The sequence below is a fragment of the Burkholderia sp. WTPI3 genome (assembly GCF_021483755.1).
GTDB lineage: Bacteria > Pseudomonadota > Gammaproteobacteria > Burkholderiales > Burkholderiaceae > Burkholderia.
In genome coordinates this window covers 23,093-35,743 of record NZ_JAGIXF010000023.1, presented here as the reverse complement: position 1 = coordinate 35,743, position 12,651 = coordinate 23,093, and the positions used below count along the sequence as shown (strand labels likewise).

The window sequence follows — 12,651 nt, the reverse complement described above, 5'->3', positions numbered from 1 at the left end:
TCCAGCTTATCGGCTTGTGCCACGATTACTTAATCAACTGCATCCCTGCAACCTTCGAGGCCGTCGCGTCGAAAGTAACCGTGTACTCGCACCCGGCTACATGCCCGGAACGCTCGATCAGGCAGTCCGCGAAATCCGCCTTTGCGGATGCAGCGAAAACGCGAAGGGCCTTTCGCACCGTGTCAGCACCTTCAACGACCAGTTCCTTGGTGCCGATCATCGAGTCGATGATGTCCTTCATCTGCTCGCGTTCGACGCCATAGCAGCGCCCAAGTACCCACACGACTTCGACCAGTGCGACCTGCGAAACGTACCCCGGCCGCTCGGTTGACAAGGACTCCATCAGCGCCGTCGCCTTCTTCGACTGAACGGCGTCGTCCTGTGCGAAGTAGCGGACCAAAACGTTCGTATCCAGTCCGATCATCGCGAGGATGCCCCTTGCTCGGCGATGGCCCGGTTCATGTCCTCGATCGACACCGGTTTCGCGGGCTTCTTCACGATGCCCTTGAGCGACGTGAGCGAGCGTGTGGCCGGGAAGACCTCATACCGGCCCGTCGCCTCGTTGAAGCTGAATTCGATCCGGTCGCCGGACTGCAAGCCAAGCTGATTGCGCACGTCCACGGGGATCGTGACCTGGCCCTTCGAAGTGATAGTTGCTGCTGTCATGGTGACACCTCCTATTCCTTACTTTAAGGTAAGGCAAGCAGAAAAGCAAGGGCTAACCACTGTCGCGGCACTAGGCGAGCGAAACTGTCGCTCTTCATCGATTTGAGCGAACGTTAGCAAAACTCTCGCGCTGTCGTCGGCAGCGCTCCGAGTAGCTCGGTCCGGTCGACGAGCGTGCTCGCGATCAGGTGCCGCGCCTTGCCCTCGGCCTGCCATACACTCAACGTGCAGCTGACAACGGTATCGGCCATGTGGACGATACCGATCTGGAAAATCGGTGTGAGCGGCAACGCGCGCAGCACGTCTCCCCGGGAATCGACCATGTAGCACTGCCATTCCGGGCGCACGTCTTTCGACACCTTTAGGGCCTTGACCTGCGGCTCGGTCGTGGTGGTAGTAGAGCCGTGCCATGTCGTTAGCTGTTGCTGTGCTGAGCTGCATCCCCGACAAGAGGGAACGGCAGGACGGTTTGAACGAGATCCGCGACGCGCGCGCGGCCTTCGGCCGTGGCGAGATCGTTGAAGTCGGTCGGCCGGTCTTCCAGGGAGACAAAGACGGGCGACACGGCGCGGCCGCGCAGCAGGCGTGCGGCCTCCTCTGCTGCCTCGACGCCCGTGTTGCGGGTCGTCAGCCGAACGTGCGGCTTGTCCGGGACCACTACGTCCAGCGTCAGGCCCCGAACCACGCCGCACACGCTTTCGAGCGACAGGCGGTATTTGCCCAGCTGGGTCAGATGCCACTGGCCGTCAGCGTGTGCGGCGTCGATCAGTACCTCGCGCGTCGCATTCCCTGCCCCGGCCAGCACCCGCACGGTCGTCGGTTTAGCATTGGGCGATCCGCCGATTTCCGCGATCTTGGCTAGCGCGCTTTCGAGGAAATACTGGTCGTTGTCGCCGCAGACGATTTTCGGCCGGTTCGCCGGCAGGAACGCAGCGAACAGCCGCGCGATTTCCACCAGGTTTCCCGCATCGAATGCGACGACCACTGGGAGCCCAGTCGCTTCGTGCAGGCTCGCGCCGGTGGCATAACCTTCAACGAAAAGCACGGCCGGAGCATTCGCGAGGTCGCGCGTGCGGCGCACGCCGATGAGGTGAAATGCGCCCTTCTTGCGGGCGTCGCGCACGAACATCTTGAATCCGTCTGGTCCGATAACCTGGGCAGTGAGGAACTGGTCATCGGTGTCCCGGCCAGGTATAACGAGATATGTCGCCTTGCTGCGCCGAAAGTCCTCCTTGTTCAGCAGCCCGGACATATCGTCCTTTACTGCGTTGGCCACGCGCACCCCGTACGCGCCGACGCCCTTACGCTCCAGATACGGATGGGCGCGCCCCGTGATCCTGGGAAGTTGGGTGAGGATTTTCAGGGACCGCTCGGCGACGCGCTGTTGCTCCCGGCGCACCACTTCGTCGCGCGCTGCCTGACGATCACGGGTCTGTGCCTCCAGTGCAGCCCGCTGTTCACGCGTCAATTTGGCTGCGTGATAGCGCCACGCTCCTTCCCCTCCGATGAAGTTGCGGATGTATCCGCGCGGTGCGCCGTCCATGTTCAAAACGTATCCGCCATGCGACCGCGGGCCGGAGCGCGTCTCCACCATTGCGCAATGCCACTTGCCATCCGCGATCAGGTCCTTCGGCACAAGGCCGTAGCTCCTCATCGCTTCGGCAAACTCGGCCAGCACGTCATCACGGTCGAAGCCCGCAGCGCGCAACGCTGCGTCGTCCACGATCCAAGGTGAAAACGGGCCTTTGTCGGCGGTCGACGGTATCCAGCAGACCCTCAGTTCCCGGTCCCATTCGGCACCAAGCGCGCACGCCTTCTGAATGTCCCGGCTCGGGACCGCGAGAAATATCCGCTCGCCGGCCGGCACCGCAGCAGCGCGGCTGGCGTTTGTGGGAGCCGACCTCCGCTGGGCGCGCGGGACAGAGCTAAGGAACTGCGCGACCGCGCGGTCCTGCATGGGTTTCGAACCGGTTGCCATGACTGAATACATGATGTGTGTCCTGCCACGTCTATGCTGCGTCGCGAACGCGCCACGCCCGGATCATCTTCAAAAGCTGTCGGTTGCTACGCAGCCTGCCGTCCTTTTTGCAGGCCGCGTTGTCGATCCACGTGCTCCCTGTCCAGTAGGCATTGCGAATAACCCCGGTAAAGAGGCGGACCTCGTACGTGTCCGGCTTCTCAGGCGCGGTCCACCTGTCGGTCCACTGGTTGCTGCGTTCGCTTTCCACCACGTCGCTACTCCCTGTCTTTGCCATACCGCTGACCGGGCCCCAAGATTCGGAGTCCCGGCGTTCCGGTTTTGCCGAGACGGCGGCTCCTGCCGAAGCTGCCGCCGTTCCCCTGAGTTCATCGTCCCGCGACTGTGAGAGGCGCGAAGCGCAACCGGTCAAGGGAGCAAGCGCGGGGGGCTGGGGCGGGCAGTCGCGGAGCGACAACACGGCCCCGCGCGCCTTGACCGGCTGTGCGACGTGCCTAGAGTCGCGCGGTTGGACGAGAACGAGGGGAACGGGGTGCGGAGGGGAATGGCGTCGAGGCGAAACGCTGCGCGGCGAGCGCCCTTCGCGCCTCCGGCGCGACACAACAGCGCGTCCGTCAGGACGAAGAGCGAAGCGATCGGGATAGGGGCAGGCCTCACGGCCCGACCCCTCCCACACCACCGTGCGTACGGGTCCGTACACGGCGGTTCGGATCAGTTAATCCGCGAAGGACCCACCGACGGAAGACCCAGTGACCGGAAGTAGCGATTAGACAGGGCCATGCTCAGCGCCGGGCTACAACTGAGACGCCATGCACTGTGTGGCGAGCCGGCCGTCTGGGCGGCAAGGTGGCGGCTCACGCCCCGCGCAACCAGTTCCTGGAATCGGGTCCGGCCACGTTTCCACTGCGTCCAGAGGAAGCAGCGGATACGACGTCGTATCCATTCATCCAGTTGCTGGAGTACACGAGGCGTTTCGCAGAAACCAAAGTAGCCGCGCCAGCCTGTCAGATAGCGTTTCAGCGTGCCGGTCATCTGGTCGACGCTGACCCCGCGCGTGCGTTGAGGGGCCTGTCAGATTTTTAGTGTGCCGAGGCCATGAGACGATAACGGAAATAACGTCCTATGACCGATGCAACCGTGACCAAGAAGAGCAAGAACCCGAAGGCGCCGAAGCTGTTCCCCGATGAGCTGATCGATCAACTGCTTGCCCAGGTGCAGAGCAAGGATGCCGAGTCGATCCTGGGCGAATCGGGCTTGGCCGGCCAGCTCAAGAAGCAACTGGCCGAGCGCATGCTCGCGGCCGAGTTGAGCCACCATCTGGAAACCGAGGCCGAGCAAGGCAAGGCGGGCAACCACCGCAACGGCACAAGCCGCAAGACGGTCCTCACGCCCAACGGCGAACTGACGCTGGATATTCCACGCGATCGGCAGGCGACGTTCGAGCCGCAGTTGGTCGGCAAGTATCAACGCCGGCTGCCGGGCTTCGACGACCACGTCATCAGCATGTATGCGCGCGGCATGAGCGTGCGCGAGATTCAGGGCCATCTGCTGGAACTGTACGGGCTGCAGGTGTCGCCCGATCTGATTTCCACGGTCACCGACGAGGTGCTGGCCGACGTCGAGCAATGGCAGCAACGCCCGCTCGAGGCCATGTATCCGATCGTGTACTTTGACGCGCTGCGGCTGAAGATCCGCGACGAAGGCACGGTCAAGAACAAGGCGGTCTATCTGGCGTTGGGCATCCGCGCCGACGGCCGCAAGGAAGTGCTGGGTTTGTGGATCGAGCAAACGGAAGGCGCCAAGTTCTGGCTGAAGGTCTTCAACGAGTTGAAGAACCGCGGCTTGCACGACATCCTGATCGCGGTGGTCGATGGTTTGCGCGGCTTCCCCGAAGCGATCGAGGCGGTCTATCCGGCCGCCCAAATCCAGACCTGCATCGTGCATCTGATCCGCAATTCGCTGAATCTGGCGAGCTGGAAGGACCGCAAGTCGCTGGCTGCCGCGATCAAGCCGATCTATCAGGCCGCCACGGCCGAGGCGGCGGCAGCGGCGCTCGACGCCTTTGCGCAGAGCGAGTGGGGGCGCAAATTCCCTACCGTCGCGGCCATGTGGCAGCGCCAATGGGAACAGGTGATCCCCTTCTTCGCCTATCCGCCCGAGGTGCGTCGAATCGTATATACGACGAACGCCATCGAGAGCATGCACATGCAGTTGCGCAAGATCGTCAAGAACCGCGGCCACTTCCCGAGCGACGAAGCCGCCAGCAAACTGCTGTTTCTGGCCTTGCGCAACATCGAAAAGGATTGGAAGATGCCGCCTATCACCTGGCGGCAAGCAGTCAATCAGTTCGCCATTCTGTTCGGCGAGCGATTCACCGCCGCCATCAGCTGAGATCTTTTAACCGACCTCAGCACACGAAATTCCTGACACGTCCGCGTTGAGTCAATTCCCGGATTCGCGCCTTGAAGCGAGCCAGCGCCTTGGGCGCGATGCGCCGCCTGACCTGTGCCTGCGCCGAGAAGGTAAATCCCAGAAACTTGCGCGTGTGTGGCCGCGCGACCGCACTCTTCGTCTCGTTGACCTTCAGCTTCAGCCTACCGGTGAGGTAGGCCTTCAGCCCCCCCATCACCCGCTGGCCTGCGCGTTCGCTGCGTACGTAGACGTTACAATCGTCGGCGTACCTCACGAAACGCAGCCCGCGTCGCTCAAGCTCCCGGTCAAGATCGTCGAGCAGCAGGTTGGATAACAACGGTGACAGCGGACCACCCTGGGGTGTCCCTTCGTCCGTTGCACCAACCAGTCCGTGCTCCAGCACGCCCGCCGTCAGGAACGAGCGGATCAGCGTCAACATCCGTTTGTCGCTGACACGCTTTGCTACCCGGCTCATCAGGATATCGTGGCTTACGCGATCGAAGAATTTCTCGAGATCCAGGTCTACAACCCAGCGATGCCCTGCCTGGATATAACCCTGTGCGCGTTCCACAGCCTGATGCGCCGAGCGTCCCGGACGGAAACCGTAACTGGAGTCCGAGAACGTCGGGTCCCACTGCCTTTGCAGTACCTGCAGTACCGCCTGCTGGACGAATCGATCAAGCGCAGACGGAATGCCGAGCTTGCGCGCGCCACCTCCGTCCGGTTTGGGTATCTCGACCCGTCTCACAGGTTGCGGTTTGTACGTGCCGCTCAGCAGCGTGGCCCGGATCGACGGCCAATGCTCCCGCAGGTACGCCGGTAACGCCTGAACCGTCATGCCGTCCACGCCCGGTGCACCCTTGTTCGCTTTCACACGCTTCAACGCCTGCTTCAGGTTCTCCCTTTCACAGACTTCTTCCATCAGCCGGTCACACGCCGACGGGCTTTCAGACTCGGGGTTCGCCGCCATAGGTTCAGCCCCTCGATCAACGGCGTGCGGGGCTTCACCCCTCTCTCCGTCATCAAGGACGCGATGCGTTTTCTGCTGCGCTCCCATGTCGAGTTCTCCGGCTTACTTGCCGCTCCTTTCCGTTTGGGCCTTCAGGCGTCGCCGCCCTACTATGCCCGCTGCTGACTCCTGCGCGGCGATCAACGCCCCTTGCGGTTCGTCCAGTCCTGATTCCAGGACACCGCGCAGGCCTCCCGAGGTAAGCTCAACCGCCTTCACCACACACCTGCCAGATCTACCACCCCGGACCTTGATGGTTGTGGACTTCGCGATCATTTGCTCGCTCGTCCGCCCGGGTAGGCCTCATATCTGATTTCTGTTCGTCAGGTCATGGCTTTGCTACACGCTTCCTTCAGACCCCGCCTCGCGACGACGCCCTTGCGTTTCACTAGTCCTTCGCCCCATCAGGCTGGACAGGGGACTTGCACCCCCAAGCTGTTGCGCATGCTCGGCGCACAAAAAAAGCCCCGCGCGAGCGGGGCAAACATGCTGCATCCGAGGGCCGTGTACTACCGCAGCATGCTGAGAGACGGCGCAACAAAGGGTGAGCTTTTCCGGGAGCGAAGCTACCGGACGGCGAGGCGCTGGCAGCCCCGACCGAAGGGAGAGGGGCGAGACTCCGCAGGAGGCTCGACGCCTAGCCCGTGAGACTTGTTCAGTCATGGCTGTTTCCACACGTTATTCCGCATACCCGCGATCTTCGGTTCGAGATATTGCGGAGCACGCGGCGCGGCAGCGGCCGAAGCTAAAGATCGAACGATGTGCCGACGCCGCCGCGTTAGCGGCGTGCGAGAGGTGCATCGTTCGATCACTGTTTTTTGGTTTCAAAGGGTCTCCACACGCTGTCTTTTGGCCCCGGTTGAGGGGCCACACCTTTATTTTAATCAGTATTTTCAATGAGTACAATTAAAACGCGATTCAGCAGCCCGCCGAGGGAGGGAGTTCCAAGGGGGAACCGTGACGGGGTTCCCCCTTGGTCGGCGAAGCCGAGTCCTCTCCTCGCTGCGTGAGTCGTCCGTGATGAGCGCCGTAGGGCGCGAAACGGACGGATCACGCAGCGCTGATTGGCGGCGCATTTTCCCAAACGGGGGCGAAAAAAAACCCGCCGGGGAAGGGCGGGGAAAACGGTCCGAAGACCCGAGGGAGAATGCGGTCTTACGCCGCGTGACGGACGCGAAGAGGCGTGTCGGGGTTGCTCGGAGGGAACGGCCACTTGCGCAGCGGTTCGTCATCGCGGTGCTGTGCTGGTTGTTCGCCGCCTCCAACGCTTTCAGTCGCAGCCTCGAACGCGACGGCAACGTCCGCCGCTTTCGGGAACGGCCACGGGCCGACCTCAACGCGAACCGGTTGCCCCATCGTCTCGTCATTAGCAATCGGATCGGTGCTGTCCGAGGCGAGCGTCGTTGCATCGTCGCCGTCGGATTCTTCCTCCTTATCGCGTCCGACATAGCGGCTTTCCTTCACTTCTGATGCGGCCATAAACTCGGGCAACCAGCCCTTACCTTCCAGCAGCTTCTCCGCAGCCTGAGCCGCTTCGGCTTTCTTCATCTTCGAGAGCCGCGCACCTTCCGCCTTCGACACGACTTCGCTCACGACAGCCACGATGCGGTCTTTCGAAACGTGGTTGAAATAGCTTTCACGCGTGGGTTGCCAGTACGCCGACAGGTTAAGATTGAGCGCGCCCGCAATCGCATTGATCGCGTTCGGCCCTTCCTCGCGCGAAACGCCGTTGATACTCAGCGACGTGCAGAGCGCGAGCAAGCTCAGAAGCCGGTCCTGCGGCTGCTCCAGCAACCAGCCAAACAAGTTATTGGGATTTTTCGGCAGCATCGCCTGACACGATTCCACGTAGGCGTCCATGCCGGTCGCAAGGGCGGATTCGGCAATCTCGGGGGCTGCCCTGTGCATGTCGTAGAACGCTTCCTTGCTGCTGATCTGAGCGGCGCTGAGGCAGTCGAGATCGTATCCCTTGACGAGATATTCGAGTGCGAGCTTGTGTACCAGCGTCACCAGTGCCACGTGGGGATTCTGCGAAAGCGCGGACCGCACCGCGGCCGTCCGATGCGCCGTGAGGTTGAGCAGGAGCTTTTCCGAATGGACGCCCTTCTCCTTGCGGATCAGGCTGCGGGGGACCGACGCGCCACTTTCTTCGAGTTGCGCGCGTGCCTGCGCGCGGTCCTCGCGGCGCACCAGTCCCCGGCAAACCTCCAGATCGCCGTTATGGTTGATGGTGACGACTGCTCCGCTCACCGCCATCTGTTCGGGCGTGAACGCGCCATCGCGATCTTCGATGGCACTGATCGCGGCATTCAGGCGATCACTCTCCCGCTCCAACGTCTCGAACTGCTCGTCGGTCAGGAAATCGGGATCACCTTCGTCGGTGTCGTACGACGCCTCAAGCCGCTCCTGAATCTCGTCCGAGCGTTTTTCCAGTGCGTCGAGTTCCGCCTGTTGCTCGGTGGTGAGAGGTGCCGGTTCTGGTGAGTCGGCGGGCTGCGCTTCGCAGCTGCCGCCGTTCCCCTGAGTTCGTCGTCCCGCGACGTTCGGAGCGAGGACCGTAGCCGCGTCAAGGAATCACGCGCGGGGGGCTGGGGCGGGATGGAGCGCAGCGACTGACACGGCCCCGCGCGCCTTGACGTGGCGCAGGCCGCAGCTACAGTCGCGGGAAGTGGACGGCGAACCAGGGGAATGGTGGGTGTCGGCAGCAGCAGCTCCGCGACGAGGCAGAACGCCCCGCGCGGCGAGCGCGCTATCCGAGCGGTGCGACGCCAGGAGCGCCGCTCGGCTGGAGGGGATGGCTCGCGCCGGGGCAAGTCCGCGGGACGCGGCGCGGCCCCAAGAGCGGTTTCGTCCGGTCACCGGGCCGCGGGCTCGCGGCTTGCGTGACGGCCGGCGACGCCGGCGGGCGCGCAAGGTGCAGCGGACCGGCTGGCCGTTGCCGAGGCCTCGGGCCCCGGCGCTGCACTACTAGGCTGCCGCTCTCAGCGTCAATGCACGCAAGCGGCGCATCGCATTGGCGTGATACGTCTCGTCGATCTCGATGCCGACGTAACGACGGCCTACCCGGTGTGCCGCCTCGCACGTCGAACCCGATCCGGCAAATGGATCGAGAACGATCGCATGAGGTTCGGAAAATGCCTCAATGATCCGAGCCAGGGCAGACACCGGCTTTTGCGTCGGATGCAACCGATTGCCCGAATACTCCCACGGCAATACGTCCGGCAGCGGGTCCGCTGGCATCGGTGGATTGCCCTTAGCCAACAGGAACGCGGACTCGTGTTGATACCGGACGTATCGAGCCTTCGATGCGTAGCTCTTCGCGAAGACCAGGTGCCCGACCACGCGAAATCCTGCCTGCTTCCATGCATCAAAAAAGCGGTCAACCTTGGTCCATCCGTAAAAGCTCACGCAAATGGTATTGCGTCGCATGATCCTGTGCATTTCGGCGAACGCGGGTGCGAGCCATTCGTCAGTCTTGTCGTTGGTGATTGATCGTCCAGACCGGTCCGTGAAGTTCACGAGGTACGGCGGATCAGTTACGATCAGATCAATGGATTCCGCCGGAATCGACGGCATAACGGAAAGGCAGTCGCCCAGAATCATTCGGCCCATAGCGCGCTCCATAGAAAGTGATGGGTTGAGCAGCACCGATGGGTGTGGGTGTTGGTGCTGCTCGGCGCTTGCGGGCGGGGTCAGCAAGGACAGGGTCAAGGGACGTGGAATAAACGGGCAAGCGGCGCGCGCCCGCTTTATGCCGCGAAAGCCCTTGAAGGCGTCGCCGGGCCTGCGACAATGTCTGCGCAGGCCCGGCGATGCCGGCCCTTACGCCGCGGACACCGAACGTGGGAGCCGTGCAGCGGAGCAGATTCGTCATCTGTTCGAGCCGCGATACGCGGCGAGCACGAGGGATGGCAAGCGCCGGGGCGGACGCCGCGAGAGGCGGCGGAGCCCCAAGAGCGTCGCCCCTGTTTCACGGGGCGACAGCCCCGCTGGCTTGCGCGCGCTCGCCGTTCCGTGGAGTGCAAGCCCATCACGCCCGCCGCTCTATGTAGCAAAAAAAAACCCGCCGAGGCGGGTTAGCTAAGACGTCGGACGAGCCGGGACAACTCCTAGCCGAAGTACCAGATGCTGCACCGGTGCAGCGCGTCGCGAATGAAACCAGCCCGAAACTCGGGTTCGAGCTCGTCGTTCTGGAGGATGCGCTCGAAGAGGTTAAGCAGCCGGACGCACGCTTCACCGACATGCGACTCGGCCGTGCAGTCATTGATCTCAGGCGCGAGATCACACCAAAACGCCGCATTGATATTGTCCGCGACAGTGCGGGTTCTGGGTTGCTGGCTCATCGACCTCCCCCCGCACCGCACGCAGTGCGGACACCAGCCGCAGCGCAGCAGGTGACGGCGGGTCTCCCTCTCTGCGACCGAAACCGGTGATGCTCGCATCCACATTGGTGGCGAAGAAGCGGACCACCGTCTGTCGCATCGGAGTGTCGAGAATTCCCGCCTCTGGATAGAGGCGGTCCAGCGTGGCCAGCTGGCTGAGTACGAGCCTGCTGATGTCGCCCCACGTCCTGCGCGGAGCGCATCGCCATGCGGTGAGGGCGTCCGTCACGATGGTATTGAGGATCACGCGGATCTGCGCGCACCGGACGGGTTCCTGCGTGCGCAGCGGCCATTTCCCGGGCAGCGTGACGCTAGGTGAAAGGGGTTGGTTCATCATGTTGATCCGAGATCGCGGGCACCTGCGTGGGTGCCCGCCGGTTAAGTCACGTTGTGGATTCCGCGGCTGCTCAGAGGTCTGCCCAAGCGAGGTCGGCCTTCGTATCGGTCCCGCCACCGAACAAGCGCTCGACCTGATAGCGGATTCGCTCACGGGCACCATCGATGATCAGGGTGCCGCGTCCGAAGTAGCGCCCGAGAAGCGCGCGTTGCTCGTCGGCCAGCAGCTTGCCGCGCCACTGACCATTCCAACGTCCGGTCCGGCTGACGAGGAACAGGCCGATCTTGGTGGCCAGTTCATGCGGATTCGGCTGCGCCGATAGCACGGGTTCGACGTCCCGGTCTACTGGCGCGAGACTCGCGTCGCGATAAGTGCGCCTGTACTTCGTCGGTCCGACAGCGAGTCCCCATTCAACCGTGTGCTGGACGCGCTGACGCGCTTCGGCAGAGCTGCGCGCGAGCGCCGAGTCATACGCATGTCCGCAGCGCGACTTGCGGATGTTGAAGAAGGGCACGCCAGGCCTCGATTCAAATCGTTCGACGTCGATCTGGTAGTGGCCGTGCTTGCCGCCGCCTTCCCAGCGTTCAACCAGTTGCGCTCTCATGCTGCCTCCACGCGGCGAGCGAACAGCATCAGCGCGATAGTCTCGAGACGCCCGACGGCGTCGAGAACCGATCCTCCGTCGTCCGCACGAACGGTGATGTAGTTGGACGCGTTCCGGGGGCGTCCTGCAGCGTCACGTGCGACGTGCACGATACCGACGCCTGCCGCGCGCATTCCGCGACGGGCGTACTCGGCGAACGTCGAGGCCTCGCCGAGTTCCTTCTCCATCTTTCGCATCCGCTCCTGCATACGCTCCATCTTGCGCACGGCAGCGCGAAGCTCGGTCAGTTCAGGGCCGACGCTGTTCAACACGACACGGTGACCAAATGCCGTCGCATGCTCGCGGTTCAGGAACGCTCGCAGTTCGATTGCGCCGGTAAACTCGTATCCGGTCGCGCTGACGACAGATCTCGGGATTTCACTAACGAGTTCAGTGACGCCTTGCCCTTGCTCGATGTACAGCAGGGCGTGCAGGTCAGGTTTCGTGTCGCGTCGGTTCATCGCATAGCTCCTTTGGTTTTTGCTGACCGGGCCCCAAGATTCGGAGCCCTTAGTAGGGGTTTCCTTTCGGCGGACGCTGAACCGGGTTGCAGCGTTGCCGCCGTTCCCCTGAGTTCATCGCCCTGCGGCCCAAGGAGCCTGAGAAGGCAGGGTGTCAAGGAGGCAAGTGCGGGGGGGTGGTGCGGGATGGAGCGAAGCGACTGACACGGCCCCGCACGCCTTGACGCACTGGCGCCGAGGGCTACGGTCGCCGTCATGGGCGATGACGGGGAGAGGCGCGTAACGCAGTTGGTGCGATCGCGCGAAAGGCCCGCGCGGGTAGCGCCTCATCGCGAAGCGACTGGAATGGGCGGCCCGCGCCGGGCGAAGCCCTGGAGCGGTCTCTTCACTTTTTCCGGGACGGGGCATTTGCAAGCGGCGTGACCGGCAACGCCGGCGCACGCGGCTTGCCACGGCCCGGCTGGATGCCTGCGGCGAAGCCCGCCGGAGCGGGACTGGCGCTAGGAACTCGCGAGGAGAAAGGTCGTCACGTGGGCGCGGGTGCGCATAATCACGGTCTTCGTTTCTCGCCAGCGCGTGCCGCCTTGACTGGATCGGCAACGCCCCCCCGCGCTTCGGTGTCGCTGGCATGGTTCTCAACGATCGGATATCCGGCCGCGGCGAGCTCGCGCACGTCCGCCTGGTTGATCGGTCTGTTCATTGAAGTCCTCTTCGTGTCCTGGCAAAATCGCCCGCCTTCGCAGGCGGGCGAGGCGGCGCTTCC

The 12,651-nt window shown here is 63.3% G+C and carries 12 protein-coding genes and 1 pseudogene; 1 reads left to right on the top strand and 12 read right to left on the bottom strand.

Translation table 11 applies throughout. The features are described from left to right. Positions 1-25: 25 nt before the first annotated feature. The 5 genes and pseudogenes from J7024_RS15110 to J7024_RS15090 all read right to left on the bottom strand — a co-directional run. Positions 26-424: a PIN domain-containing protein gene (locus tag J7024_RS15110; protein WP_234745222.1), complete on the bottom strand. Its 399-nt coding sequence runs from the start codon at positions 422-424 to the stop codon at positions 26-28. Further along, positions 421-666, bottom strand: a complete 246-nt coding sequence (locus J7024_RS15105) for an AbrB/MazE/SpoVT family DNA-binding domain-containing protein (protein WP_234745221.1) — start codon at positions 664-666, stop codon at positions 421-423. Before J7024_RS15105 ends, J7024_RS15110 begins: the two co-directional genes overlap by 4 nt. A gap of 113 nt (positions 667-779) precedes the next feature. Continuing rightward, entirely contained in the window at positions 780-1,025 is a 246-nt protein-coding gene (locus J7024_RS15100) for a hypothetical protein (protein WP_234745220.1), read from the bottom strand. A gap of 56 nt (positions 1,026-1,081) precedes the next feature. Then, positions 1,082-2,656, bottom strand: coding sequence for a DUF5710 domain-containing protein (locus J7024_RS15095; RefSeq protein WP_234745219.1), 1,575 nt, complete (start codon positions 2,654-2,656; stop codon positions 1,082-1,084). Positions 2,657-3,355: 699 nt separating this feature from the next. Continuing rightward, a pseudogene (locus J7024_RS15090) lies at positions 3,356-3,691 on the bottom strand (group II intron maturase-specific domain-containing protein); the annotation flags it as partial. A gap of 75 nt (positions 3,692-3,766) precedes the next feature. Between J7024_RS15090 and J7024_RS15085 the strand changes: the two are divergent. Continuing rightward, a complete protein-coding gene (locus J7024_RS15085; protein ID WP_025647994.1) occupies positions 3,767-5,035 on the top strand; it encodes an IS256 family transposase in 1,269 nt (422 codons plus the stop codon). Between the two features lie 16 nt (positions 5,036-5,051). Here the strand turns inward: J7024_RS15085 and ltrA are convergent, their stop codons facing one another. The 7 genes from ltrA to J7024_RS15050 all read right to left on the bottom strand — a co-directional run bounded on the left by ltrA (position 5,052) and on the right by J7024_RS15050 (position 12,588). After that, complete coding sequence (gene ltrA / locus J7024_RS15080) at positions 5,052-6,113, bottom strand: group II intron reverse transcriptase/maturase (RefSeq protein ID WP_341459148.1); 1,062 nt, start codon at positions 6,111-6,113, stop codon at positions 5,052-5,054. A gap of 1,107 nt (positions 6,114-7,220) precedes the next feature. Continuing rightward, positions 7,221-8,399 carry a hypothetical protein gene (locus J7024_RS15075; protein WP_234745217.1) on the bottom strand — a complete coding sequence of 393 codons (1,179 nt, stop codon included), beginning with the start codon at positions 8,397-8,399 and terminating at the stop codon, positions 7,221-7,223. 633 nt (positions 8,400-9,032) lie between these two features. After that, positions 9,033-9,677: a DNA methyltransferase gene (locus tag J7024_RS15070; RefSeq protein WP_234745216.1), complete on the bottom strand. Its 645-nt coding sequence runs from the start codon at positions 9,675-9,677 to the stop codon at positions 9,033-9,035. A 669-nt stretch (positions 9,678-10,346) separates the two neighbouring features. Then, positions 10,347-10,784 (bottom strand): hypothetical protein, encoded by a 438-nt coding sequence (locus J7024_RS15065; protein ID WP_234745215.1) that lies wholly within the window; start codon positions 10,782-10,784, stop codon positions 10,347-10,349. A 70-nt stretch (positions 10,785-10,854) separates the two neighbouring features. Beyond that, positions 10,855-11,388: a hypothetical protein gene (locus tag J7024_RS15060; protein WP_234745214.1), complete on the bottom strand. Its 534-nt coding sequence runs from the start codon at positions 11,386-11,388 to the stop codon at positions 10,855-10,857. Further along, positions 11,385-11,888, bottom strand: a complete 504-nt coding sequence (locus tag J7024_RS15055; RefSeq protein ID WP_234745213.1) for a hypothetical protein — start codon at positions 11,886-11,888, stop codon at positions 11,385-11,387. The genes J7024_RS15060 and J7024_RS15055 overlap by 4 nt, the downstream gene beginning before the upstream one ends. Positions 11,889-12,438: 550 nt before the next feature. Further along, entirely contained in the window at positions 12,439-12,588 is a 150-nt protein-coding gene (locus J7024_RS15050) for a hypothetical protein (protein ID WP_234745212.1), read from the bottom strand. Positions 12,589-12,651: the final 63 nt, after the last annotated feature.